This window comes from Rhizobium sp. P1_E1, assembly GCF_056406015.1.
This window is the reverse complement of sequence record NZ_JBFUAY010000044.1, coordinates 16,404-43,053: the sequence shown is the minus strand read 5'-3', so window position 1 is coordinate 43,053 and position 26,650 is coordinate 16,404. Positions and strand designations below refer to the sequence as shown.

Annotated in this window: 22 protein-coding genes; 14 read left to right on the top strand and 8 right to left on the bottom strand. The window is 62.5% G+C overall.

The genetic code is table 11. From position 1 onward, the window contains the following. The 13 genes from AC1D1Z_RS16890 to AC1D1Z_RS16830 all read left to right on the top strand — a co-directional run. Positions 1-285: hypothetical protein (locus AC1D1Z_RS16890; protein WP_477851305.1), on the top strand; the 285-nt coding region annotated here is incomplete at its 5' end. Between the two features lie 139 nt (positions 286-424). Then, complete coding sequence (locus AC1D1Z_RS16885) at positions 425-631, top strand: hypothetical protein (RefSeq protein ID WP_003542611.1); 207 nt, start codon at positions 425-427, stop codon at positions 629-631. A 158-nt stretch (positions 632-789) separates the two neighbouring features. Further along, a complete protein-coding gene (locus AC1D1Z_RS16880; protein WP_130652975.1) occupies positions 790-1,596 on the top strand; it encodes a pseudouridine synthase in 807 nt (268 codons plus the stop codon). Positions 1,597-1,610: 14 nt separating this feature from the next. Beyond that, positions 1,611-2,297 carry a phosphoribosyltransferase gene (locus tag AC1D1Z_RS16875; protein WP_130653565.1) on the top strand — a complete coding sequence of 229 codons (687 nt, stop codon included), beginning with the start codon at positions 1,611-1,613 and terminating at the stop codon, positions 2,295-2,297. A gap of 102 nt (positions 2,298-2,399) precedes the next feature. Beyond that, a complete protein-coding gene (locus tag AC1D1Z_RS16870; RefSeq protein ID WP_130652976.1) occupies positions 2,400-4,139 on the top strand; it encodes an SLC13 family permease in 1,740 nt (579 codons plus the stop codon). An 83-nt stretch (positions 4,140-4,222) separates the two neighbouring features. Further along, positions 4,223-5,167 carry a phosphoribosylaminoimidazolesuccinocarboxamide synthase gene (locus AC1D1Z_RS16865; RefSeq protein WP_018445869.1) on the top strand — a complete coding sequence of 315 codons (945 nt, stop codon included), beginning with the start codon at positions 4,223-4,225 and terminating at the stop codon, positions 5,165-5,167. A gap of 211 nt (positions 5,168-5,378) precedes the next feature. After that, positions 5,379-5,981, top strand: a complete 603-nt coding sequence (locus AC1D1Z_RS16860) for a TetR/AcrR family transcriptional regulator (RefSeq protein WP_018243395.1) — start codon at positions 5,379-5,381, stop codon at positions 5,979-5,981. Positions 5,982-6,150: 169 nt separating this feature from the next. Next, a complete protein-coding gene (locus AC1D1Z_RS16855; RefSeq protein ID WP_018445871.1) occupies positions 6,151-7,362 on the top strand; it encodes an efflux RND transporter periplasmic adaptor subunit in 1,212 nt (403 codons plus the stop codon). A 47-nt stretch (positions 7,363-7,409) separates the two neighbouring features. After that, the gene (locus AC1D1Z_RS16850) at positions 7,410-10,520 is read left to right on the top strand and encodes an efflux RND transporter permease subunit (protein WP_477851301.1); all 3,111 of its coding nucleotides are present in this window, start codon (positions 7,410-7,412) and stop codon (positions 10,518-10,520) included. 150 nt (positions 10,521-10,670) lie between these two features. Then, positions 10,671-12,095, top strand: coding sequence for an efflux transporter outer membrane subunit (locus AC1D1Z_RS16845; RefSeq protein WP_018517646.1), 1,425 nt, complete (start codon positions 10,671-10,673; stop codon positions 12,093-12,095). Between the two features lie 171 nt (positions 12,096-12,266). After that, positions 12,267-13,310, top strand: a complete 1,044-nt coding sequence (locus AC1D1Z_RS16840; RefSeq protein WP_477851298.1) for a LacI family DNA-binding transcriptional regulator — start codon at positions 12,267-12,269, stop codon at positions 13,308-13,310. A gap of 107 nt (positions 13,311-13,417) precedes the next feature. Further along, entirely contained in the window at positions 13,418-14,338 is a 921-nt protein-coding gene (locus AC1D1Z_RS16835; protein WP_130652978.1) for a nucleoside hydrolase, read from the top strand. Beyond that, positions 14,335-16,122 carry an adenine deaminase gene (locus AC1D1Z_RS16830; protein ID WP_130652979.1) on the top strand — a complete coding sequence of 596 codons (1,788 nt, stop codon included), beginning with the start codon at positions 14,335-14,337 and terminating at the stop codon, positions 16,120-16,122. The genes AC1D1Z_RS16835 and AC1D1Z_RS16830 overlap by 4 nt, the downstream gene beginning before the upstream one ends. 58 nt (positions 16,123-16,180) lie before the next feature. Here AC1D1Z_RS16830 and AC1D1Z_RS16825 read toward each other — a convergent pair whose 3' ends face one another. The 6 genes from AC1D1Z_RS16825 to AC1D1Z_RS16800 all read right to left on the bottom strand — a co-directional run bounded on the left by AC1D1Z_RS16825 (position 16,181) and on the right by AC1D1Z_RS16800 (position 24,193). Beyond that, positions 16,181-17,350 carry a M20 aminoacylase family protein gene (locus AC1D1Z_RS16825; protein WP_130652980.1) on the bottom strand — a complete coding sequence of 390 codons (1,170 nt, stop codon included), beginning with the start codon at positions 17,348-17,350 and terminating at the stop codon, positions 16,181-16,183. A gap of 215 nt (positions 17,351-17,565) precedes the next feature. Then, on the bottom strand, positions 17,566-19,071 hold the full coding sequence (locus tag AC1D1Z_RS16820; protein ID WP_018243405.1) for a tripartite tricarboxylate transporter permease: 1,506 nt from the start codon (positions 19,069-19,071) through the stop codon (positions 17,566-17,568). A gap of 9 nt (positions 19,072-19,080) precedes the next feature. After that, entirely contained in the window at positions 19,081-19,542 is a 462-nt protein-coding gene (locus AC1D1Z_RS16815) for a tripartite tricarboxylate transporter TctB family protein (RefSeq protein ID WP_027683270.1), read from the bottom strand. Positions 19,543-19,756: 214 nt separating this feature from the next. Continuing rightward, positions 19,757-20,740, bottom strand: coding sequence for a tripartite tricarboxylate transporter substrate-binding protein (locus AC1D1Z_RS16810; protein WP_130652981.1), 984 nt, complete (start codon positions 20,738-20,740; stop codon positions 19,757-19,759). 325 nt (positions 20,741-21,065) lie between these two features. Then, a complete protein-coding gene (locus AC1D1Z_RS16805; protein ID WP_011653327.1) occupies positions 21,066-22,400 on the bottom strand; it encodes a sigma-54-dependent transcriptional regulator in 1,335 nt (444 codons plus the stop codon). Beyond that, positions 22,397-24,193: a sensor histidine kinase gene (locus AC1D1Z_RS16800; protein WP_477851307.1), complete on the bottom strand. Its 1,797-nt coding sequence runs from the start codon at positions 24,191-24,193 to the stop codon at positions 22,397-22,399. The genes AC1D1Z_RS16805 and AC1D1Z_RS16800 overlap by 4 nt, the downstream gene beginning before the upstream one ends. Before the next feature lie 291 nt (positions 24,194-24,484). On the opposite strand from AC1D1Z_RS16800, the gene AC1D1Z_RS16795 reads away from it, so the two are divergent. Further along, positions 24,485-25,147, top strand: a complete 663-nt coding sequence (locus tag AC1D1Z_RS16795; protein ID WP_166480871.1) for a sulfite oxidase-like oxidoreductase — start codon at positions 24,485-24,487, stop codon at positions 25,145-25,147. Here AC1D1Z_RS16795 and AC1D1Z_RS16790 read toward each other — a convergent pair. Continuing rightward, positions 25,132-25,764 (bottom strand): hypothetical protein, encoded by a 633-nt coding sequence (locus tag AC1D1Z_RS16790; protein WP_130652982.1) that lies wholly within the window; start codon positions 25,762-25,764, stop codon positions 25,132-25,134. The genes AC1D1Z_RS16795 and AC1D1Z_RS16790 overlap by 16 nt on opposite strands. Before the next feature lie 69 nt (positions 25,765-25,833). Beyond that, entirely contained in the window at positions 25,834-26,580 is a 747-nt protein-coding gene (locus AC1D1Z_RS16785; RefSeq protein ID WP_028733472.1) for a CbtA family protein, read from the bottom strand. Between the last annotated feature and the right edge of the window lie 70 nt (positions 26,581-26,650).

The window sequence follows — 26,650 nt, the reverse complement described above, 5'->3', positions numbered from 1 at the left end:
CTCCAGCAGGAAGTCTCGCGCCTGCAGAAGATGATTTCCGCTCAGGGCGCCGAAGCCTATTACGAAGTGCGCGGCCGCGCCGGCAAGGCTTATGATGAAGCCCTGCCCCGGGCAAAGAATGCTGTCGCCCAGATCAGGGCCGAAGGCGTCGCTGCCGCCGACGCCGCCCGCGAGCATCCGGCCGCAACGACCACTGCGCTGGTGCTTGCAGGCGCCATCGGATTCCTCGCCGGATACCTGCTTTCCGGCAGCCCACAGCCCCAGCCACGCCAATGGTGGCGCTGAACACGCTATACCGACCCATAAACTGGTCTTTTACGCACCCGCCGAACGTTTTTCGGCAGGGTGCGTAAATGCTTATGTCTTACAAAAACCAATTTTTAATGTGAGCTATGGGAACATAAAAAACGAAGGGAGGACTACCATGGAAAACAAGCGAGCCAACTGCATAATCGAAGTCAGCGTCGACAGCGCCAATGGCCGCTATGCGGTCGGCATCATGAATATGCGCCAGGCACTCGATTTGCCGGAAATGCCTAGTCTGTCCTACACACATCCGGACCCGGTCAAGGCCGCCGCCGGTATCGTCGTCAGCCGTAAGGAACTGGCCGGCTTCATGGCCTGCCGCTGAGGCCGCGCCACCGTATCAAGCCGTGACGGCGCTTTACCCCAAAGCGCTGAGCCTCTTTTGCGACGCCTGTTATTCCTCCTCGTTTTTAATTTGCCTTGCTGGCATCCTTGCGCCGTTCATGCAAGAAAGCGGCACCAAAAGCAGGACAAGGATGGCAGATGAGGGAGCGGCGCCCACCGCACAAGACGCGTGAGCGGACAAAGCCCGCCGATAACGCCGCGGCTAAGCGGGTTACCCTTCCCCGCGCCCTGTCCAAGCTCGGTTATTGCTCCCGCACGCAGGCCGAACGTCTGATTGCCGAAAATCGCGTTGCGGTCGACGGCCGCACCGTCAGCGATACCTCCGCATGGGTCGATCTTGCCACGGCAAGGATCAGTATCGATGGCCTCGCCATCGCTGCCGAAGCGAAAATCTATCTGATGCTCAACAAGCCCCGCGGTCTCGTCACCACCCGCCACGATCCAGAAGGCAGGCCGACGGTCTATGATTGCCTCAGGGATTTCGACGTCCTGCATCTCTCTCCCGTCGGTCGGCTCGACAAAGCGAGCGAGGGCCTGCTGCTTTTCACCAACGACACCGAATTCGCCCAGATACTGCTCGATCCGGTCACGCATGTGACGAAGACCTATCATGTCCAGATCGACCGCATCATGGACGACGAGGACATTGCCGCCATGACATCGGGCATCCGCCACGACGGCGAGTTGCTGACGGCGACCGCCGCGCGGCACCTGCGCCAGGGCGACAGGAATTCATGGATCGAGGTCGAGCTCGACGAAGGCCGCAACCGCCAGATCCGCCGCATGCTGGAGGCGCTGGGAACCGAATGCCTGCGCCTCGTGCGCGTCGCAATTGGCGGGCTTGAACTCGGCGAACTGCCGAAAGGCGCCGTGCGTGCGCTGACCGAACCGGAATTGCAGGCGCTGCGCCGGAGAACCGGCATGGAAAGGACGAGACGCAATTGACTGCTGTGACGGAGATGGCGCCGCACGATTTCTGGCAGGAGATCCACCCGCCCGGCACCTTTGCCGGCGATGGCGAATTCACCTCTTTCTATGTCGCCGCGCTCGAAGACGGCCGTCAGCTTCGCCTGCCGATCCGTGAGCTGGCGGATGGCGATCACGCCCTCGCCTCGCTGATCGTCAACCAGGCGAGCTTCACCGTCCTCGATACGCTCGCCGAAAGCCTCGCCGAAAAGATCAGGCCCATGCGCATCGATGTCGTCGCCGGCCTGCCGACGCTCGGCCTGACGCTGGCCGCCGCCGTGGCGCAGAAGCTCGGCTATGACCGCTATGTTCCGCTCGGCACCTCACGCAAATTCTGGTATCGCGACGAACTCTCCGTTGCCCTGTCTTCGATCACCACGCCGACACAGCAGAAACGCCTCTATATCGATCCACGCATGCTGCCGCTGCTTCAGGGACGGCGCGTCGCACTCATCGATGACGTCATTTCCAGCGGCGCCTCGATCGTTGCCGGCCTGCATCTGCTGATGGCCTGTGGTATCGAACCCGTCGTCATCGGTGCGGCTATGCTGCAATCGGAGCGGTGGCGCGACAGCCTCGCAGCCGTCGGGCCACAATGGATCGCGCGTACCGTCAGCGTCTTCGCAACGCCCATTCTGGAGCGGAATGCCGCCGGCCGGTGGCAGGCACCACCAGCCTGACGCGAGATGTGAGGATTGTTCAATCCTGACCTGAAGGCGCCTCTGTACAGCGCATGAGGAACGATTACAGTCCGCCTGATCGATGAAACAACGGACCCGCCCATGTTCGAGCAAGCATCCCTGCTGATCCTTCTGCTGGCGATGCTCACTCTCTTCTCGCTCGATCGCATCCGCATCGAGGTGGTCTCGATCGCCGGCCTGCTTGCCGGCTATGCGCTCGGCCTTTATCCCGCCGACCAGATCTTCACGGGCTTCGCCAGTCCCGTCGTCATCACCGTCGTCGAGATCCTGCTGATCGTCCAGGTGCTCGCGCGCGCCAGGCTCTTCGACAGTCTCGCCGCCCGTTTCGTGGCCGCAAGACCCTCCGACTTCACCGTCATCGCCGGCACTTCCGCACTCGCCGGCTTCATGTCCATCTTCATGAACAATATCGGCGCCTTTGCGATCACCTTGCCGGTGGCGCTACGCCTCGGCGCGGCCCTGAAAATCCCCCGCCGCCAGCTCGCCATGCCGGTCTCGTTCGCAGCCCTGCTCGGCGGTCTCGTTTCGCTGATCGGCACCCCGGCCAACCTGCTCGTCAGCGATGGGCTCGCCAAGGCGACCGGAACCGGCTTTCGCTTCTTCGATTTCGCCTATGACGGCCTGCCGGTCGCCATCGCCGGAATTCTGCTCATCGCCTTTCGCGTGCAGCGCCTGTTTCCGGAACCCGACGAAACACCGGTGACGACCTCCCCGGCCGCGCGCCGCGTCGTCGTCGAGCGTTACATCCCTGATATCTCGCCACTGATCGGCGTGCGGCTTTCCGATTGCCCGGTGCGTTTCGGCATCAAGCCGCACGCGCTGATCCGCGGCGATAATTTCGTCTTCGGTCCGCTCGACCAGTCGGTGATCGAACCGGGCGACGTGCTGCTTGCCGAGGGCGCCGATGCGGTCTTTGCCGACCTTGCCGCCACGCAGGCGCTGATGGCCGATGCCCATCCGCATGGCCTGCAGCAGGATTTCACCCATGTCGAAGCCGTCGTCATGCCGGAAAGCACGTTGGTCGGTTCGCGCGTCCGCTCGCTCGAAATCTTCCACCGTCGCGGCATCGCGGTCACCGCCCTTTCCATGCGCGCGCCACGCATCGAGGGCCGCTTCCTCGACCTGCAATTGTCGATCGGCGATATATTGACACTGGAGGGGCCGCGCCCGGCGATTTCAGAAGCGTTGGAGGAAAGCGAGTGCCTGCCGCTCGCCTCGACAGCACCGGCCGAACCGGCGCTCCTTTCCTGGCGGCCCTTCGCGCTCTTTGCCTGTGGCGTCGCCGCCTCCGCGGCCGGCCTGCGTCCCGACGTCGCTTTTGCCGGCGTCGTACTCGTGCTCGCTCTGCTCAATCATCTGAACATCCGTCGGGCGATGGCCGATCTCAATTGGCCGATCATCATCATGCTCGCGGCGATGATCCCGATCGGCCAGGCGGTGGCGAGCACCGGAGCGGCCGAAACCATCGCCAGCTGGCTCAGCCTCGTCGTGCCGATCACCCATCCGCTCATCGGCATCGCCCTCATCCTCTTCCTCGCCATGGCATTGACGCCTTTTGTCAACAACGCGACGGTCGCGATCGTCCTGACCCCGATCGCTCTGGAATTCGCAAGAGCCGGCCGGCATGCGCCGGACGCCTATCTGATCGCGGTCGCCGCCGGCGCCTCCCTCGATTTCCTGACGCCCTTCGGCCATCACAACAACACACTGGCAATGGGCATCGGCGGCTACCGCTTCGGCGATTTCCTGCGCGCCGGCTGGCCGCTTGCCGTCACAAGTTACGGCCTCGCCCTGCTTCTTACCGCTCTGTTCTGGCTGTGATGCATTACCCGATCGGCTTGACTTCCCCAGCAATGAAACTAGAGCAGAAGTCTTCACCCAATAATTAAGGACAGTCGAGCGCCGTGCGAATTCTCTCCGAAGCCCATTTCCCGGAATTGCCGAACTATTATCGCGGCAAGGTGCGCGAGAATTACGATCTTCCGGACGGACGCCGCATCATTATCAGCACCGACCGGCTGAGCGCTTTCGACCGCATTCTCACCTGCATCCCCTATAAAGGCGAGGTACTGACGCAGACGGCGCGCTACTGGTTCGAGGCGACGAAGGACATCTGCCCGAACCACGTTCTCGACTATCCCGATCCGAATGTGGTCATCGGCAAGCGGCTCGACATCCTGCCGGTCGAGATCGTCGTGCGCGGTTATCTCGCCGGCACCACCGGCACCTCGATCCTGACGCTTTATAAAAAGGGCGAGCGCGAGATGTACGGCATGCGTCTGCCCGATGGCATGCGCGACAACCAGATCCTGCCCGAACCTGTCATCACGCCGACCAGCAAGGAATTCGACGGCGGCCACGATGAACCGCTGACGCCGGCCGAAATCGTCACGCGTGGCCTTCTGACGAAAGAGCAATGGCAGACGCTGTCGACATATGCGCTCGCCCTCTTTGCTCGGGGCCAGGAGATGGCGGCGAAAAACGGGCTGATCCTGGTCGATACCAAATACGAGTTCGGCACCGACGGTGACGGCAACATTATCCTCGCCGACGAGATCCATACGCCGGACAGCAGTCGCTACTGGCTTGCCGAAAGCTATCCGGCAAGCTTTGCCGCTGGAAAACGCCCGGAAAGTTTCGACAAGGATTTCGTCCGCGCCTGGGTGGCGGAGCGTTGCGATCCCTATAAGGACGAGATCCCGGAAATCCCCGCCGAACTGATCGAGCAGACCTCGGCCGTCTACATCAAAGCCTACGAGGCGATAACCGGTGAGCGCTTCGTTCCCGACAATAGCGGCGAGACGCCGCTTGCCCGTGTCCGAACCAACCTCGCCCGCTATTTCCCTTGAAATCGCGGCACACGAAAGCCGCCGGGCCGATCATCGGCTTGCAGCATTTCGTCCAATAGCGCTAGAGCGCCGCGCGCCCGAAAGGACGCGCTAAGGACGCTCTATCACTTTGAATCGGCGCATAATCCTTTCCGAAAATCGATTCCGATTTTCGGGCTTATGCGCTAGCATTGGCAAAAAGGGGTATCGGGCTCGGCCCGGCGGGGAACAGATGACAAGAAGGCCAAGACGCAAGGCCGAGGAAACGCGAGAGGACATTCTCTCCATGGCGGAGATGCTGTTTCGCGARCGCGGCTTCGTTGCTGTGTCGATCGCCGATATCGCCGGCGCGCTCCACATGTCGCCCGCCAATGTCTTCAAGCATTTCCGTTCCAAGGTCGCGCTCGTCGATGCGATCGCCGGACGCCATCTCGACGATGCTGCCGAGCGCTTCGCAGCCTTTGATGGGAACCTGCCGCCGAGGGAACAACTGCTCCGCTTCATCCTGCGCCTGCTGGAGAGCCACCTGCAGGACATCCAGAAGAACCCTTATATCTTCGAAATGGTACTCTCGACGATTGAAGCCAAACTCGAGGCCGGTAATCGCTATCGCGCCCGCATCGAAGCGAAGCTCGGCGAGATCATCCACGAAGGCATGGCGGAGGGACGTTATCATTGCCGCGATGCCGGGAGTGCGGCACATACCGTCGCAGACGTCCTGGCCTGCGTGCTGCACCCTGTCCTGATCGCCCGCGACGACAAGGAGACGCTCGTGCGCCGCGCCGAAAAAATCGTGTGTTTCGTCGATGCCGCACTGCAAAATAGCGCTTGCTAAGTGATGATTGCTGAATTACGTCACTTCGTAAAGCTTTTCTTAAATTCGGATAACGGCATTTGGAGCGAACTCAATCCTGACGCTTATATAAGCCTGCGCTTGGTCAAGCCGAGCCCGCAGGCCCGAGCTCGTAGATTGAACGGCGATTGCCACCGCACAGGAATTCAGCATGATACGGCGTGCCCTCCTCATCTCCTCGGCCCTGGCATTCGCAGCCCTTCTCGCCGCCTGCAGCGACAATGGCTCCAAGCCGGCCGGCAATGCGGGCGCAGGCGCGGCACAGCAGGCTGCCCCCGTCGGCGTGATTGCGCTGACGAAGGGCACGTTCCCAATCACCACGATCCTGCCAGGCCGCGCCGAGACATTTCAGACAGCCGATATCCGGCCGCAGGTCAGCGGCCTCATCCGTGAGATCGCCTTTAAGGAAGGCGGCGAAATCAAGAAGGGCGACCTTCTCTACCAGATCGAGGATGCACCCTATATCGCCATCGTCGAGCAGGCCAAGGCGGCTATCTCCAAGGCGCAAGCCAGCGTGCCGAGCGCTGAAAGCAATCTCGACCGTTATCAGCGCCTCGTCGGCAGCGGCGCCACCCAGATCGAATTCGAAACAGCCAAGACGACGCTGCTCCAGGCCAAGGCCGAAGTCGAGTCGGCGAAGGCCGCGCTTTCCGCGGCACAGATCGACCTCGACCACACCAGGATCGTCGCCCCTTTCGATGGCATCATCGACCAGACGGCCGTTAACGTCGGCAACGTCGTCTCTGCCAACCAGACGACGGCGCTGACGACGATCCGCCAGCTCGATCCGATCTACATCTCGCTGACGGAATCGAGCACCAACCTGCTGAAGCTGCGTGATGCGATGACCGCCGGGGACATCAAGGGCGAAGCCAATGTCGTCTTCCACCTGATCCTGGAAAACGGCAAGGAATACAACCAGCAGGGCAAGCTGGACATGTCGAAGCAGGTGGTCAGCGAGACCACAGGTACCTTCATCATCCGCGTGCTCTTTCCCAATCCCGACCGTATTGTCCTGCCCGGCATGTATGTCCGCGCAACCGTCGAGCTTGGCGCCGAGGCCGGTTATGCGCTCCCGCAGCTGGCGACAAGCCGTGACGCCAACGGCCGGCTGACGGCACAGTTCGTTTCCGCCGACGGCAAGGTCGAAACCCGCGCCTTCGAGAACAGCTCGCCCTCCAACAATTCCTGGCTCGTGACCGAAGGCATCAAGGACGGCGATCAGTTGATCGTCAGCGGCCTGCAATCGATCACCTCCGGCATGCCGGTGAAGCCGGTCCCGATGAAGATCAATGACAACGGCGTGGTCGTGCCTGCCGAGCAGCCCGCGGCCGGTGACGCACAGAAGCCTGCAGCGAAGTAATCGCTGAAGCCCCGCATCGTCACCGTCTCGTCGCACAGGAACAACCGATGGCCAAGTTTTTCATCCGACGTCCGATTTTCGCCTGGGTCATTGCGATCACCATCATGCTCGCCGGCCTGCTGGCGATCTTCACGCTGTCGATCTCGCAATATCCCGACATCGCCCCGACGACGGTTCGCATCAACGCCACCTATCGCGGCGCCAGCGCCGAGACTGTCGAGAAATCGGTGACGACGATCATCGAGGATGGCATGACCGGCCTCGACGATCTCACTTATATGACCTCGACCTCATCGACGGGTTCGGCCAGCATCCAGCTCACCTTCGGGACGAGCGCCGACCCCGATATCGCCCAGGTGCAGGTGCAGAACAAGCTGCAGCTGGTTCAGTCGCAGCTCCCAAGCGACGTCATCGATGCCGGCATCAGCGTCACCCGCTCGACCTCGAGCATCCTTCTCGTCGGCTCGCTTGTTTCGACCGACGGCAAACGCAACTCCGTCGACCTCGGCAACATCATGTCGACCTCGATCGAGGATCAGATCCAACGCCTGGAAGGCGTCGGCAGCATCAATGTCTTCGGTTCGGGATACGCCATGCGCGTCTGGCTCGATCCGTTCAAGCTGCTGAAATACCAATTGACGCCGAGCGACGTGACGTCAGCCATCCAGGCGCAGAACACCCAGGTCTCCGTTGGCTCGCTCGGTGCCCAGCCGACGATCCCCGGCCAGCAGATCAACGTCACCATCACCGCTCAAAGCCAGCTGACCACCGTCGCCGATTTCGAGCACATCATCCTGAAGGTCGAAAAGGACGGCGCGACGGTGCGCCTGAGCGACGTCTCGCGCATCGAGATCGGTCAGGAAAGCTACGGCGGTAGTTCGCGGTACAACGGCCAGCCATCGACCGGTTTTGCCGTCAACCTTGCGATCGGCGCCAACGCAATCGATACCGCTGCYCGTGTGCGCTCCGCCCTGGAGGTCATCGGCCGCGGCCTGCCGGCAGGTGTGGAGATCACCTATCCCTACGACACCACGCCCTTCGTGGAACTGTCGATCGAGAAGGTCGTGCACACGCTGATCGAGGCGATCGTGCTCGTCTTCGTGGTGCTGCTCGTCTTCCTGCAGAATCTCCGTGCGACGCTGATCCCGACGATTGCCGTTCCCGTGGTGCTGCTCGGCACCTTCGGGGTGCTGGCGGTCACCGGTTACTCGATCAATACCTTGACGATGTTCGCCATGGTGCTGGCGATCGGTCTTCTCGTCGACGACGCCATCGTCGTCGTCGAAAACGTCGAACGCATCATGTCCGAAGAAAAGCTCTCGCCGCTCGAGGCAACGGAAAAATCGATGGGCGAGATCACCGGCGCCATTGTCGGCATTGCGCTCGTCCTGACTGCCGTCTTCATTCCGATGGCCTTCTTCGGTGGTTCGACCGGCATCATCTATCGCCAGTTCTCGATCACCATCGTCTCGGCCATGCTGCTGTCGGCGCTCGTCGCCCTCGTGCTGACGCCCGCACTTTGCGCCACGATGCTGAAGCCGGTCGGCGAACACAGGAAGCACCGTGTCGGCGACTGGTTCAACCGCAACTTCACGCGCTCGACCAACGGCTATATCAGCGCCATCGGCTATCTGCTGAAGCGGCCGATCCGTGTCATGCTGGTCTTCCTTCTGGTCGGCGCCGGCTGCGCTTATCTCTTCACCCGCCYGCCGAGCTCCTTCCTGCCGCAGGAAGACCAGGGCGTGCTGCTGACCATCGTCACCACGCCGCCGGGTTCGACCACGCAGCAGACCCAGGCGGTCGTCGAGAAGGTCGAGAAATATTATCGTGAAAACGAGAAGGACGCCGTCGATTCCGTCTTCGGTGCGCTCGGCTTCGGCTTCAGCGGTTCCGGCCAGAACAGCGCCATCGTCTTCACCAAACTGAAGGATTTCGCACAGCGCACCGATCCGACGCTGAGCGCCCAATCGGTCGTCAACCGTGCGCTGCGCAGCTTCTTTGCGATCCGCGAGGCGCAGGTCTTCGCGCTGCTCCCGCCGGCGATCCAGGGGCTTGGCGTGTCGAGCGGCTTCTCGATGTATCTCGTCGATACCGGCGGCCACGGCAACGACGCCCTGACGGCAGCCTCCAAGCGGCTGATCCAGATGGGCAACACGTCGGGCAAGATCGTGGCGCTGCGCAGCAGCAACAAGGAAGTCGAGCCGCAGATGCGCATCGTGCTGGATCAGGAGAAGATCGGCGCCATGGGCGTCGACATCGCCTCGGTCAACTCGATGTTGTCGATCATCTTCACCGGCCGCGACGTCAACGACTTCACGCTGAATGGCGAGATCAAGCCGGTCTACGTCGAGGGCGATGCGCCCTTCCGCATGCAGCCGAGCGACCTCAACCACTGGTACGCCCGCAACAATGACGGCGAAATGGTGCCCTTCTCCGCCTTTACCCGCACGGAGTGGGTGAAGGGCGCGCCCTCGCTTGCCCGCTTCAATGCCGTCAGCGCCATTCCGCTCGACGGCGCGTCCGCTCCCGGAGTTTCCTCCGGCGATGCGATGAATGAAATGGAAGCCCTGACCAATGAGCTCGGCGGCGGTTATACGGTCGCCTGGCAGGGCATATCCTATCAGGAGCGCCTTTCCGGTTCGCAGGCACCGATGCTCTATGCGATCTCGGTTCTCGTCGTTTTCCTCTGCCTGGCGGCGCTTTACGAAAGCTGGTCGATCCCCTTCTCGGTGATCATGGCGGTGCCCGTCGGTATTCTCGGGGCGCTGACGGCGGCAACCCTCTTCGGCCAGGCGAACGACGTCTATTTCAAGGTCGGCCTGCTCACCACTATCGGGCTGGCGGCGAAGAACGCGATCCTGATCGTCGAATTCGCCAAGGATCGTATGGAAAGCGGCAAGGGGCTCTACGAGGCGACATTGGAAGCCGCGAGATTACGCCTGCGGCCGATCATCATGACCTCGCTTGCCTTTATTCTGGGCGTCGTGCCGCTGGCGATCGCGACAGGCGCGGGCTCGGCGGCGCAAAACGCCATCGGCATTGGCGTTCTCGGCGGCATGCTGGCGGCGACGATGCTCGGAATTTTCTTCGTGCCGTCGTTTTTCGTCGTCATTCGACGCATCTTTGCCACACGCGGCAAAAATGCGGCAGGACTGTGATATAAATGCACTGTGATAATGCAGTTGCCGTTGCTACATTGCGCCCGACTGCTTCGGAATGGTGTTTTTGGTAGAACGAGGCGCGGCGGCCGATAGTGAAGCATGAAGCTTTGGACAAGAATTGACTTGCTCGAGTACAGGATGAAATGAATGGTATCTCTTCGTTTTGCCACACCGGCATTATTGTTATTATTGTCGGGCTGCGTTGTGGGCCCGGATCATGTTCCTCCTGAGATGCCGCTGCCCGCCAAATTCGGAGAGGGTGGGACCAAGAGTGATGGCGATGTTGCTACTGCAGCATGGTGGACCGCCTTCAAGGATTCAAGACTGAACGGCTACGTCAAGGCCGGCCTCGATCAGAACCTGACAGTTCAGCAGGCGATCGAAAGAATCAATGCAGCTTCCGCAAACGTCACCACCGCCGGCGCCGGCGGCCTGCCGAGCCTGACGGTCGGCGCCTCGCAAACGGTCAGCGGCCAGAAGGGCGAGCTGCGCACGCAGCTCGACACGCGCAACACCAGTGCCGGCGACGTCCAGCTGAGCTGGCTGCTCGATCTATTCGGGCTTTACAAGCGCAATACGGAGAGCGCGCTTGCCTCGCTCGATTCCGCTTACGCATCGGCTGACGTTGCCAGGCTGACCCTCATTCAGGACCTTGTCTCGAGCTATATCGACGTTCGCTTCTATCAGCAGCGCCTGGCGCTTTCTAAGGCCAACTTGAAGTCTCGCCAGGAAACCTACGAACTTACCAAGTTCCAGCTTGAAGCCGGCGCCGCGTCGCGTCTTGATGTCGTTCAGGCCGAAGGTCTCGTCCAGTCGACGCTCGCCGAAATTCCGGGCCTTGAAACCAACATCCGCATATCAGCCCATCACATCGCCACGCTGCTCGGCCTGCCGGCTTCGGCTCTTGTCGATGAATTGCTGAAGGGCTCCGGTCAGCCGGTATTCCGCGGCGGCATCACCTCCGGCATCCCGGCCGACCTGATCCGCAATCGCCCGGACATCCGCGTCGCGGAACGTGATCTTGCCGCCGCAACAGCCAATATCGGCGTTGCCCAGGCGCAGCTTTATCCGAGCATCTCGCTTAGCGGCTCGATCTCGCCGTCCTACATCAATCAGCGTGGCATCCATGGCGGCCTGACGCCCTGGTCCTTCGGCCCGACGCTCAACCTGCCGATCTTCGATGGTGGCCGCCTTCGCGCCAACGTCAAGTCGGCACAGTCCGATGCCGCGACCGCCTATCTCAACTGGAAGTCGACGGTGTTGACCGCGGTCGAGCAGGTCGAAAACGCACTTTCGGCCGTCCGGCGTGACGCTCAAACGGTCGCGGCACTTCAGGCCCAGGTGAAGACCACGCAGGAAACGCTCGAACTTTCCACAGCGTCCTACAAGGACGGCGCCTCCTCGCTGCTCGACGTTCTTGACGCGCAGCGCCAGGTTTCGCTCGCCCAGGCAAGYCTTGCCGCATCCGTCCAGCAGATGGCCAAAGACTATGTCTCGCTGAACATCGCGATCGGCGGCGGTTTCGCCCCCGGCGGCAAAACCACCGCGCCAGTGAAGCCCGCCAAGAGCTGACCGGCGTTTGACCTTTCTGGAAATACTGAGCCCCGCGATCGTCTCGCGGGGCTTTTTCGTAGCCGCTGAATTCCGCCGCCAGATAATTGCGCAGAGGATGAATTTAGAATCGACAAGCAGAAAGAGCTGATGTATGGCCTTGATTAATCGTTTAATCAGAACGCCCCAAATATGCCTCCATCGCGCCCGGGACCGAACCTCAGCAGGATTGCGACGTCGCTCGGCGTCTCCGTCGCGACGGTCTCCAACGCGCTTTCCGGCAAGGGCCGGGTCTCCGGCCAACTGGTCGAACGAATCCGCGAGCACGCAGCCGAATTGGRTTACGTCCCGAGCCAGGCCGGCCGGGCGTTGCGGACCGGCCGCAGCGGCGTTCTCGGCCTGGTGCTGCCCGATATCGCTAACCCGCTATTCCCGAAGATCGCGCAGGCGATCGAATTCGCCGCCTCCGCCGCGGGATACGGCGTGCTGATCGCCGACTCCCGCGGCGATGTCGCCACCCAGACCGAGGCGATCAACCGGCTGGTCGAGCGCGGCGTCGACGGCATGGTCATCATTCCCCGTCGCGCCACCCGCATTTCAGCCGCTGCCTGTCCGGTCGCCATCATTGACACTCCCTCGACACCTGGAAACACCGTTGCTGCCGACCACTGGCAGGGCGGGCTCGAAATCKCCGGCCATCTCGCGGGCCTCGGCCATCGCCGTGTCCTCATCATCGGCAACAATCAGGAATCCAACGTCCAGAATGACCGCACCGGCGGCATCCGCTCCGGCATGCGCCCGGGCATGCATTCGGAAACCCTGTGGATCGACCGACTGGAGCAGGAGAACGGCAGTGGCTGCCCGCTCGGCCTCGCCGAAAAAGTCAGGCGGGGTTTCACCGCCTTTGCCGCCCTCTCCGACCTGCAGGCGTTGCGGGCACTGACGGAGTTGCAGCAGGCTGGCATCAACATTCCCGCCGATGTCAGTGTCACCGGCTTCGATGACCTCATCTGGTCGCCTGTTGTTACGCCGTCGCTGACGACGGTCCGGATGGATATGGATAGGATTGCCGAAATTGCCGTGTCGGCGCTGGTGGATACCATAAAAACAAGCGGCATCCGGGAGGGCGTGCTCGTTACCGCGAAGATTGAACGTGTCGCCATGCAGCTGATCGTCCGCCAATCATCCGGGCCTGCGAAACCGGCACAAAAGACTTCAGAGATGGAGAACATGTAAGATGAAAAAAGCTTTCATTGCTTCGGCAGCACTCCTCCTCGATACCACGCTCGCCTTCGATCTGCCGGTTGCCGGCGCGGCAACCCTCAAACGGTTCGGGTGAAATCATGGGCGTCTGGATCGACACAGACATGGGCTTCGACGATATCGCCGCCATTCTGGTGGTCGTGCAGTCTGAATTCGAGATCGACGGCGTATCACTGGTCTTCGGCAATACGCCGTTGCCGCAGGTGAGAATGAATGCCGCAGGTGCAGCCAGTGCCTTCGGCTGGAAATTCCCCATCCACACGGGTCGCGCCATGCCTGTTCTCGGCAAGCTCGAAACCGCTCAGGCGATCCTTGGCGAAACCGGCATCCCGACGTCAGGCAAGAGCCTGCCGCAGGCGGCTGCCCTTGCCGAAAGCGATGCCTTCGCAGCACTCTGCCGCTGGCTGGAGCGCAAAGGCCAGCACCGCATCCTGGCGCTCGGCCCGCTCACCAACATCGCTGCCGTGGCGCTTGCCCGACCCGATCTTGCCGCCCGTATCACCGAACTCGTCTGGATGGGCGGCGGCGTCACATCAGGCAACCATACGGCCTCCGCCGAATTCAATGCGCTCGCCGATCCCGAAGCCCTGTCGATCGTCATCGCCCACGGCGTGCCGCTGCGCATGGTCGATCTCGACCTCTGCCGCAAGGTGCTGGCAAGACCCGAGGATGCCGAGCCGGTGCGCCATGCCGGCGGTGTCAATGCCGAACTCATCGCCGATATGTTTTCGGGTTATATCCGCATCGGCACCAGCCGCGGCCGCTCTGCCATGGCGATCTACGACCCTTCCGCCGCGGTCGCCTTCGTCACTCCAGATATCGTCAGCTTCCGCCCCGCGCGTATTGACGTCGAGCTGCAGGGTGCCCTCACCCGTGGCCGCACCGTCGTCGAGACCCGCGCCACGCATGCGACCTTCAATGCCCAATTCGCCGCCGACATCGATGCCGACATGGCGCGTGTCATCATTCTCGCCGCTTTGGTCAACGAGGCCCGCAAATGACCGCCATCCCTCGTCAAGAACCCGCCGATCTCAATGATCCCGCCTTGCGCGCCCGCGCCGTCGCTGCTGCGCGCGGCGACGCCCCTTTCGACATGCTGATCACCGGTGGCCGGTTGCTCGATGCGGTGACAGGCCTGATCCGGGAAGCCGATGTCGGCCTCGTCGGCGCGCTGATATCAAGCGTCCATGCCCCGGCAAGCCGCACGGATGCCGTCGAGATCATCGATGCCTCGGGCAGCATCATGACGCCCGGCCTGATCGACACGCACATGCATGTCGAAAGTTCGATGGTGACACCGGCCGAATATGCAAGCGCCGTCCTGCCGCGCGGCGTCACCACGATCGTCTGGGATCCGCATGAATTCGGCAACGTCCACGGGCTCGACGGCGTGCGCTGGGCGATCGAGGCGGCGCGCTGCCTGCCGCTGCGCATGATCCTGCTCGCGCCCTCCTGCGTGCCCTCCGCACCGGGCCTGGAACTTGCCGGCGCCGATTTCGATGCCTCCGTCGTCGCCGAGATGCTGCGCTCCTCCGCCGTCGACGGCATCGCCGAAGTGATGAACATGCGCGGCGTCATCGACGGCGATCCGCGCATGGCGGCCATCGTCAATGCCGGCCTCGCCGCCGGCAAGCTCGTCTGCGGCCATGCCCGCGGCCTCGAAGGCGCCGATCTCAACGCCTTCATGGCATCGGGCATCACCTCCGACCACGAACTTACCTCCGGTGCCGATCTCCTCGCCAAGCTTACCGCCGGCCTGACGATCGAGCTGCGCGGCTCGCACGACCATCTGCTGAAGGAGTTCGTCGATGTGCTGAACGGTCTCGGTCACCTGCCTCCGACCGTCACGCTCTGCACTGACGACGTCTTTCCCGACGAACTCCAGGAAGATGGTGGCCTCGACGACGTCATCAGGCGCTTGGTGCGCTACGGCATGAAGCCGGAATGGGCCATCCGTGCCGCGACTTTCAATGCCGCACAACGTCTGAAGCGCACCGATCTCGGCCTCGTCGCCGCCGGCCGCCGCGCCGACATCGTGCTCTTCGACGACCTCATGGAATTCCGGGCACGACTGGTCATATCAGGTGGCCGCATCGCTGCCCGCAACGGCAGCATGCAGGCTGCCGTCCAGCAGATTGATACGGCGCCGCTTGTCAATTCGGTGAAGCTGCCGCCGCTGACTGAGAATGATTTCCGCATTCCGGCGAAGGGCGAGCGCGTCCGCGTCGCCACCATCGACCGCCCGCGCTTCACGCAATGGGGCGAGGCCGAAACCGAGGTCAGGGACGGTTTCGTCGTTCCGCCGGCGGGCAGCGCCATGATCGCCGTCGCCTATCGCCACGGCAAAGCCGATGGTACCCCGCGTATCGGCTTCCTCACCGGCTGGGGTGAATGGCGCGGCGCCTTCTGTAGCACTGTTTCGCATGACAGCCACAACCTCACCGTCTTTGGCGGCAACGCGCGCGACATGACGCTCGCCGCCAACGCCGTCATATCAGCCGGCGGTGGCATGGCGGTCGCCACGGACGGCCGAATCGAGGCGATCCTGCGGCTGCCGCTCTCCGGCCTGGTGACGGATGCATCGCTGAAGGAGACCGCCTTGGCCTTCGTCGGCATCCGCAAGGCCATGGAAAAGATTGTCGACTGGAAACCACCCTATCGGGTCTTCAAGGCCTGCTTCGGCGCAACGCTCGCCTGCAATGCCGGCCCGCACCAGACGGATCGGGGAATTGCCGATGTGGTGACGGGGAAAGTGCTTGAGAGTCCGGTGCTGGAGGTTATGTAAGCCGAGACGCACAGACCACATATAAAGGGGCGTGCGTCCCCGCCACCTCAAACTCCAGCTAGACCTTCAACTCCCGCTCGACCAACGCCACCCAGTAAGCCGCCCCATAACCAAGCGCTTCATCGTTGAAATCATAGGCCGTGTTGTGATGCAGCGCGCCGTCCACCGCCGGGCCGTTGCCGAGCCAGACGTAACAGCCCGGCGCATTCTGGGCGAAGAAGGCGAAATCGTCTCCCGCCGTCGACGGCGGAAAACTTGTCTGCACCTTCCCGCCAAACACCGAGCCGGCCGCCGCGAGCGCCCGCGTGGTCGCATCCGCATCATTGATGACAGGCGGAATCCGCCGTTCGAATGCATAGTCCACGGTGATGTCGTACATGGCTGCACTACCCTGCGCCAGTCGTCCGATCTCGGTCTCCAGCTGATTACGCACATCAGGCGAATAGGCCCGCGCCGTCCCGCCGATCTCGACGATATCAGGAATGACGTTCAGCGCCTTCGGGTCGCCCGCCCGCAGGAAACAGGCGCTGACGACGGCCGGCTGCAGCGGATCGACCACCCGTCCGACGATCGTCTGCAGCGATGACAGGAAGGTGCCGGCGGCCGTGATCGGATCGCGGCCGAGATGTGGCTTGGCGCCATGTGTGCCGGTCCCGCGGAAGGTCATGCGCCAGCTGTCGGAGGAGGCAAGCTGCGGTCCCTCGACCACGGCGATCTCATCGACCGCAAGCCCAGGCATGTTATGCAGCCCGTAGACGGCATCGCAGGGAAAAAGCGTGAACAGCCCCTCCTCGACCATGCGCCTTGCTCCGCCTCGCCCTTCTTCGGCCGGCTGGAAGATGAAATGCACCGTGCCGGAAAAATTCCGCGTCGCAGCAAGATGCCGCGCAGCGCCGAGGAGCATCGCCGTATGGCCGTCATGGCCGCAAGCATGCATCTTGCCGGGCGCGGTCGATTTATAAGGCCGCTCCACCATTTCAGGCATGGCAAGCGCATCCATATCGGCACGCAGCCCGATCCTGCGCGAGCCGTTGCCGAGCTGTAGTGTGCCGACCACGCCGGTGCCGCCGAGGCCGCGATGCACCGTGATACCAGCTTCTTCGAGAAGCCTCGCGACGATGCCGGCGGTACGCTCCTCCTCGAAACCGAGTTCGGGATGCGCGTGCAGGTCGCGGCGCAGGGAGGTCAGAAACGGCAGATCGTCCTTGATCCGGGCGGGAATGCTCATCGGGCAATGGTCCTGGGGCCTGGATATCCTGTCATGCGAAACGGGCGCCCAACCGGCGCCCGCATCAGATCATTCTTTGTTTATCAAACGGCCCACAAGTTCAACCCCAGAACAGGATGATTTTAGGCCGGGCCAAAAATCTGAATCCCGTTCTCAATTAAAGAGTTAGAGCATGATGTCGTCCGAAAACCGCTCACACTTTTCGGCATCATGCTCTACGCCTCCTCGACGAACACCTCCTCGCGCTTCTTCTTGACGCTCGGCAGGAAGACGACGATCAACACGGCAACCGCAATGGCCAGAAGAATGGCACTGATCGGCCGCGTGACGAAGGTCGTCGGATCACCACGCGACAGGATCATGGCGCGCCGCAGGTTCTCCTCGAGTAGCGGCCCAAGCACGAAGCCGAGCAAGAGCGGCGCCGGTTCGCAACGAAGCTTTGCCAACACATAGCCGATGAGCCCGAAGAAGGCGACGGCATAGAGATCATAGACGTTGGCGTTGACGCTGTAGACCCCGATCGAGCAGAAAGCCATGATGACGGGGAAGAGCACGTAGTAAGGCACGGTCAAGAGCTTCACCCAGAGCCCGATCAGCGGCAGGTTGAGGATGACCAGCATCAGGTTGCCGATCCACATCGAGGCGATGATGCCCCAGAACAGCGCCGGCTGCTCGGTGGCGACGTTCGGACCGGGCACGATGCCCTGGATGATCATCGCGCCGATCATCAGCGCCATGACGGGATTGGCCGGAATGCCGAGCGTCAGGAGCGGAATGAACGAGGTCTGCGCACCGGCATTGTTTGCCGATTCCGGCCCTGCGACGCCGGCAACCGCACCCTTGCCGAACTCCTCCGGCGTCTTCGACATCCGCTTTTCCACCGTATAGGAGGCGAAGGAGGCAAGGATGGCGCCACCTCCCGGCAGGATGCCGAGCGCTGAACCGATCGCCGTACCGCGAATGACCGGCGCGATCATCTCCTTGAATTCCTGGCGGGACGGCAAAAGGCCGGACACCTTGGCCATCAGCACCGTGCGTGTCGACTCGCCCTCGAGATTGCGCAGGATTTCCGCCACCCCGAAGACACCGACGGCGAGCGCTACGAAGTTCAGCCCATCGGCATATTCGCGGATGCCGAGCGTGAAGCGCGGCGTGCCGGTATAGATGTCGGTGCCGACGAGGCCGAGCAGCAGCCCGAGCGCCACCATCGCCAGCGCCTTGACGACAGAACCATGCGCAAGAGCGATCGAGGAAACGAGACCGACGATCATCAGCGAGAAATATTCCGCTGAACCGAATTGCAGCGCGATTGCGGTGAGCGGTGGCGCGAAGATCGCGACGAGAAAGGTCGACACGGTGCCGGCGAAGAACGAGCCGAGCGCCGCGATCGCAAGCGCTGCCCCCGCCCTGCCCTTGCGGGCCATCTGGTAACCGTCGATCGCGGTGACGGCCGAGGAGGATTCGCCCGGCATGTTGATCAGGATCGCCGTCGTCGAGCCACCATACTGCGCGCCGTAATAGATGCCGGCGAGCATGATGAGCGACGAAACCGGCTCGAGCTGGAAGGTGATCGGCAAGAGCATGGCGATCGTCGCCGTGGCGCCGATGCCGGGCAGCACGCCGATCAGCGTGCCGAGCAGCACGCCGATCAGGCAGAAGAACAGGTTCTCCGGAGTGCCGGCTGTTGCAAAGCCGAGCGCGAGATTGCTGAAAAGATCCATCATCGTCTCCTAGAACCGGACCCAGGGGCCGAAGCGCTCGAACGGCAGCCCGAGCCCGTAGCTGAAGACTGCCACCGAAAAGATAGTCAGCAGCAGCGAGAGGATGATGGCAAACACCACGTTCATCTTTTGCGATGCGAAGCAGGCGATGAAGGCGGTGAAGAACAGCGCCGGCGCAAATCCGAGCCCCCGCACCGTCAGCCCGAAGAACACCGGCGCCGGCAGGATGAAGAGCATGCCGCGCCAGGCAAACGGGTCGATCGGCTCGCCCTCGACGCGGAGTGCCTGAATGAAGATGATCGCGCCGAGAAGCACGAGCACACAGGCAAGCACGAGGGGAAAATAACCGGGCCCCATGCGCACTGCCGTGCCGAGGTCGAGCCCCAGCGACTGGATGGCGAAGAATGCACCGGTCGCGACGAAAAGCGCGCCGCAGATCGCATTGGTGGTATCGAAACTGATGGATTTCATGGTGTCTCCTGGGGTTGGAGATGGTTCGTGACGCGCTGCTGCTGTGGTTGCCCTCATCCGCCTGCCGGCTTCTCCCCGCATGCGGGGAGGAGGGAATATGCTGCAAACCCTTCGCCTCTTGCCGCCGTTGAGTGACGCAAGTCCCCTCTCCCCGTTCACGGGGAGAGGGTTAGGGTGAGGGGCTCATCCGGCATGTCCTGGATGAGGATAATCTTCAGTCGGCATATTCGCCGGCAGCCTCGATCACGGTTTTCCAGCGGACGATCTCGCTCTCTAGCTTGGCTTTCAGCGCAGCCGGCGTCGCGTCAGCGTCGGAGGATGGCGTCGTGCCGAGCTCGGCGAAGCGGGCGCCGACATTCGGATCCTTCAGCGCCACCTGCAGCGACTTCGACAGACGTTCGTTGATCTCAGCCGGCGTGCCCTTCGGCGTATAGATGCCGTGCCAGATACCGACTTCGAAACCCGGCAGGCCGGCTTCGACGGCAGTCGGAATGTCCTTCATCACGTCGAGGCGTTTGGGCGAGGTCACGGCATAGGCCTTGATCGTGCCGCCCTGGATCTGCTTCGTCGTGTTGGTCGTCTGGTCGCACATGACGTCGACCTGGCCGCCGAGCAGATCGGTCATGGCAGGGCCGGTGCCCTTGTAGGGAACGGTCGTCAGCGGCGTCTGGATGGCACTCATGAACATCATGCCGCAGAGATGCGAGGCCGCGCCGATGCCGGCATTGGCAACCGTTACCTTGTCCTTGTTGGCCTTGATGTAATCGATCAGCCCCTTGAGGTCGGCCGGCTCCATGTCCTTGCGGGCAACGATCGTCATCGGCACCTCGGTGACGAGGCCGACATAGTCGAAGGCGCCGAGCGTGTCATAGGCAAGCTTGCGGTAGAGCGTGGCGCTGGTCGCCATGCCGATATGGTGCAGCAGGATGGTATAACCGTCGGGATCGGCATTCGCCACGCGGCCGGCGCCGAGCGTGCCGCCCGCGCCACCGACATTTTCGACGACGATCTGCTGGCCGAGATCCTTCGACATGGATTCGGCGACCAGGCGCGCGACGGTATCGGTCGGGCCGCCGGCCGCAAAGGGCACGACCATGGTGATGGTGCGCTCGGGATAGGTCTGCGCCGAAGCGACGCTGGCGAGAACAGTGACCGCGGCAGCCGCGGTCAGGCCGAGCATGGCCTTCAGAATTTTCATAGTTTCCTCCCTGATGAAATAAGCAAGCCCGCCGACACATCCTCCGCGCCGGGGATGACCTATTTGCCGCCGGGAAAAATCGACCCGCAATCATTACAGCCGCTTTCGAAAGACGATTTTGCGACAGTGCGATGCAGCATGGGTCGATTCGGAAACAAACAGGCAGTGCGATGGGTGGAAATCCACCCATCGCACTATAGCCACACCCTTACTTTTCGGAGGCAGTACCACTTCGCCGGTCTCGATCAGCGCCTTGAGGTTGGAGAGAATGCGCGGCCAGCCGCCGGAATCGTCACTTCGAAAAGCATGCTCCTTCCGAAAATGGCTAACTTTCGGTGGTCAGCATCCGCTTGTCGAGACCATATTTCTGCATCTTTTCGTAGAGCGTCTTCCGGGAAATGCCGAGCGACTCATAGACCGGCCTGAGGCTGCCTCCATGGGCCACCAGCGCGCTGGCAATGACCCCTCGTTCGAATTCGGCGACACGCTCAGCAAGCCCGGTCGCCTCCTCGGCTTGGCGCCCGCCATTGTCGAGACCGAGGACCAGACGGTCTGCGGCGTTCCTCAATTCACGCACATTGCCGGGCCAGTCGCGCTGAGCGATATCGGAGATCACGTCCGGCGGCACGGCCATCTCGTCGCGGCCATAGCGGGCCGCCGCTTCCCGCACCAGCTGCAGGAAAAGCAGCGGAACATCCGCCCGCCGCTGCGACAGCGACGGCACGTGCAGCGTCGCGACATTCAGCCGATAGAAGAGGTCGGCGCGAAAACGCCCCGCCGCCACCTCCGCCTCCAGATCGACCTTGCTCGTCGCGATGAAGCGCACGTCGAGCGCCACCACTTCGTTCGATCCGAGCCGTGAGATTACCCGTTCCTGCAGCACCCGCAGAAACTTCGCCTGCAGGTCGAAGGGCATTGAGCCGATCTCATCGAGCAGGATCGTGCCGCCGCGCCCATGTTCGAATTTTCCGTAACGCGGCCTCACCGCACCCGGAAAGGCCCCCACCTCATGGCCGAAAAGCTCGCTCTCGATCAGGTTTGCCGGCAGTGCGGCGCAATTGATCGCGATAAACGGCCGGCTCGCCCGAGCGCTGATGTCGTGGAGCGCACGCGCCACAACCTCCTTGCCGGCACCCGTTTCTCCGACGATAAGCGTATCGGCATCGCTCGCCCCGATCGCCCGGATGCGGTAGCGCAAATCCACCATCACCTGCGTGCGACCCGGCAGCCGCGCCTCGATATCGTCGCGCTTGCCGGCGACCGCTTTCAACAGCCGGTTTTCGAGCACGAGGCCGCGCCGCTCCATCGCCCGGCGGATGACGCCGGCGAGCATCTCGGGCGTGAACGGCTTCTCGATGAAATCATAGGCGCCTTCGCGCATCGCCTTCACCGCAAGCTGCACATCGCCGTGCCCGGTGACGAGAATGACCGGCACCTCCGGGTCGAGCTCGCGGATCTTCTGCATCAGCGTCATGCCGTCGATGCCCGGCATGCGGATGTCACTGACGACCACGCCGGGGAAGCTGTAGCCGATCAGCTCCAGCACATGGTCGCCGTTCGAATAGGTCTCGACGCTGAAGCCGGAGAGCTCCAGCGCCTGCGCCGTCGAGCGGCGCAGTTCCTCCTCGTCGTCGACCAGCAGGATCTTCGCATCGTTCATTCCGCCGCCTCCGGCATCAGCCCTGCCGCCGATTGCAGCTCGATGCGGAACACCGCGCCCCCTTCGGGATGATTGGCAGCAGCAAGGCTGCCGCCGAAATCCTTGATGATGTTGTAGGAGATCGAAAGCCCGAGGCCGAGCCCCTTGCCGACACCCTTCGTCGTGAAGAAGGGATCGAAGATACGCTCGGCGATCGCCGCCGGCACGCCGGGCCCATGGTCCCGCACTGTCAGCACCACCTTGCCGGCCTCCTCGAAGGCCGAAACCTCGATGCGTCTGTCATCCAGCCCTTCCACCGCATCGGCCGCGTTGGATATCACATTCACCAGCACCTGCTGCAGACGCACCGAACCGGCGCGCACAACCGGCGGACGCGGCCCGAGATCCAGCAGGAGTTCGGCGTCCGCCGCCTTCAGCCGCCAGGCAATGATCTCGAGCGTATCATGCATCGCCTCGTCGAGAGACACCGACCCGAGCTTCTCGTTCGGCTTGCGGGCGAAGTTGCGCAGGTGCCGGCTGATCGCAGCCATGCGGTCGATCAGCCCACCGATCCGCCGGATATTATCCCGCGCCTCCTCCGTCCGCCCACGGTCGATGAGGACGGAGGCACTGTCCGTATAGGTCTTGGCGGCGGCGAGCGGCTGGTTGAACTCGTGCGAAAGGGCAGCCGACATCTGCCCGAGGCCGGCAAGCTTGCCCGCCTGGATGAGGTCGGCTTGTGTCTGGCGGAGCTGCTGTTCGGTCAGCCGCCGCTCGGCGATCTCCTCCTCGATGCGGCTGTTGACGCGAGCAAGATCGGCCGTGCGCTCCTCGACGCGCTGTTCGAGTTCGTTGCGGGCCTCCGCTTGCAACTGCATGCGCTCGGCAAGCCGCGCCCGCCGCTGGCGAAGGACGGCCACCGTAAGCCCTGCAATGCAGAGAATAAGAAACACGGCGGCAAGCGCCGTGCGCGCCTGGGCGCGGATGGAACTCGTCTCCATCAGCACGTTCACAGTCCAGTCCTCGGCCGGCATATAATGCGAGAGCACCAGATATTCGCTCGAGTCGCGCTCGCCGGCCAGCGTCATCAGCTCATGCTGCTCGAAGTGATGTCGCGTCACTGGCAGCGCCGCCAGCCTGGCATTGGCATAGCGCCGCGAGGCCTCCGTGCGTGCGATGCGGTCCGCCGTCAGCGGCAGGATCGCGCCGTAAAGCCATTCCGGGCTGCCGGACATGAAGATGATGCCCTCGGGATCGGAGACGAAGATCTTGTATTCGCCGCCGCCCCAGGAGGATTCGATCATATCAATATCGACCTTGAAGACGATGACGCCGCGAATATCCGCACCGGTCCGGATCGGCGCAGCGAAATAATAGCCGCGTTTCAACGAGGTGGTGCCGAGCGCGTAGAAGCGCGCCTGCCGGCCTTCGATCGCATCCTGGAAATAGGGCMTGTAGCTGAAATTCTGTCCAACGAAGCTTCCGGGCCCATCGTAATTGCTGGCAGCGATCGTCTCTCCATCCGGCTTGACCACATAGATGTCAGAGGATTTCAGCAGCCCGTTGATCTCCTTGAGATAGAGATTGGCCGCATCGCGCAGCGCCGCATCCTCGGGCGCGCTCACCAATTCCTTGATGTCGTCGTGATCAGCGATCAGCGCCGGCAGCGCCTCGTAGCGGTTGAGATGGCCGCTGAGTGCCGAAACGGCAAGCCGCAGCGCCGTTCCTGCCTGTGCCGAAGCCTCCTCCATATAGGCGCGCGTCGCAATCGCGCTCCCATAAGTGAAGAAGGCGAAGATGATCAGCGGCACCACCAGCAAAGCCGCTATCGCACGATATCTCGAAGACAGATCCGGCTCCTCCCCTTTCTGCCTCCACTCCCCAGCGAGGCATACCCGACGGCTCAAGTTAACGCATAACCCCGAAAATCGGAATCGATTTTCGGAAAGGATTATGCGCCAATTCAAAGTGATAGAGCGTCCTTAGCGCTCCCTGCCGGACGCGCCGCGCTCTATGGGGTGGACAGGGATTTCCAAGGGCCTGCCGAAACTTGACACCCGGCAGGGGCGGATGTCCTATTGCTGCACCGCAAGGAGGCCCCGCCCATGAGCGACGACCAGACGCCCGCCGACAGCAAGCTCACCACATCCAAGCGCCGTTGGGCGGCCGAGGGCAAGTTCCTGACCGGCCGCATCAGCCGTCCCGAAGCCGAGCGCCTGCCGCCCGGCCAGCACCTTGTCAAGAACTGGCCGGTGCTCGATCTCGGCCAGCAGCCTGTTGTCTCCACAGATTCCTGGCGGCTTGACGTGCGCGGCCTTATCGAAACGCCGCTCACCCTCACCTGGGCCGCCTTTCAGGCGATCGAGCAGAGCACCAAGGTCAGCGACATCCACTGCGTCACCACGTGGTCGCGCTACGACAACAAATGGAAGGGCGTTTCGACGCGCGATCTGCTTGATCTCGCCGTGCCCAAGCCCGAAGCGGCTTACGTCATGCTGACAAGTTATGACGGCTATACCACCAACCTGCCGCTTTCCGATTTCGCCGCCGAGGATGCGATCCTTGCCACCGCCTGGGAAGGCCTGCCGCTGACACCGGATCACGGCGGCCCGATGCGCCTCGTCGTGCCGCATCTCTATTTCTGGAAAAGCGCCAAATGGCTGCGCCGCATCGAGCTGATGCCCGCCGACCAGGCCGGCTTCTGGGAAAAGAACGGCTATCACATCTATGGCGATCCCTGGCGCGAGCAGCGCTATTCCGACGATTGAGCTTTCGGCCGCGAGAAACGGCGAAGCGCAAACACGCCAAAGCCGAACAAGGAGGCAAGCCCCGTCATCGACGCCATGCTGGCGGCATGGAATGGTATCCCGCTCCAGCGTGGCTTGATGATGTCAGCGGTGTTGAAGGCCTCGCCGCTGAATCGACAGGTGATGAGCGCAAGACCGCGCCGCACCATATCGGCATCGACCGCGGAAATGATTTCATCCGCCGCAGCTCTCTCCCGCGGCATCTCACGCATCGAAAGCAAGACCGCCTTGGCCGCCGCGAGATAGGCATGGGCGCATTCGTTGAACGGGCTTTGCTCATCGGTCACACTGCCCGGCATCCGGCCCCATAGGCAGTAGGAATACTGGATTTCGGCATAGTTCAGAAAGCGCCGGAACGGCTCGTTCGTATCGACTGCGCGGGATGCAAGGTCGATAATCCCACTGCGATAGTCAGACATGACAGCCATCTCGCCATGGGAAATCTCGGGGATATTGAGGCCCGCATGGCTGCCGCCATCGCTGCGGCTATGAGCAGAAGCGCTTCCGGCAACCACACACAAAAAGGCGGCCGTGATTAACGCCGCCGACAGGATTGGTGTGGTTCTGCTGCTTTTCATACTCGCTCGAAAAAGTCGGGCTAGCTCCCAAAGTTCAGGGCGCCGGCAAAGCGGCGCCCTTCGACGCTTTCAGTGAAATGCCGTTGCCGGCCGACCTCGTTGCCCGCCCTTAACTGCAAGCCGCTTTTCGGCAAGCGCTCCGAAGGCCAGCCCCAAGGCTGCCCAGAGGATCACATGCATGCCAAGCGAGGTCGTGCGGAACCGCCAGAGCACCATCGCCGAGAAGTTCTCCGGCACCTCGTTGATCGGCGGCAGCAGATAGAGCACGACGCCGATGAAGACGAGATAGACAATGCCGGCGATGATCGCGCCGTTCCAGAGACCGAAGCGCTCGGAAAGGCGGCGAGACAGCGCCACCGCGGCAATCAGGGCTGCGAGCGAGACGACGATCATCAGGAAGAACAACTCGGTCCTGACGCCGATCGTGTCGGGATTGCCGACCGCCGGCGGGTTGGCCGGATACTTGATACTGGGAACGATGACGATCGCCACGAAGGCGGCAATGGCGATGACGGCTGAGGTGCCACGCGCCGAAAGGCTGCTGAAACGGCCGTGTACGAAAGCGAAGGCAAGTGCGAAGAGCCCGCCGACAGCGACGCTGTAGGCCATGACGCCGGTGAAAAGGCCGAGACCGGCCTGCGTGGCGCGACTGACGATTTCAGGTTCGGCAGCTTCGCCGGCCGCCTGGGCGCTTGCCTCCTCGAAGGCGATCGCCGCATCGACCAGCGGCTCACCGAAAGTATGGGCGAAAGCGAAAACGAGGATGCCAGCAATCAGGCCCGCGAGCATGCCGCGAAGCAGAAGGTTTCCAACCATGTCAGGAACTCCCTTAAAGCATGTCGCGCAAAAGTGTGCAGCGGTTTTGCGATAACGACATGCGTAAAAA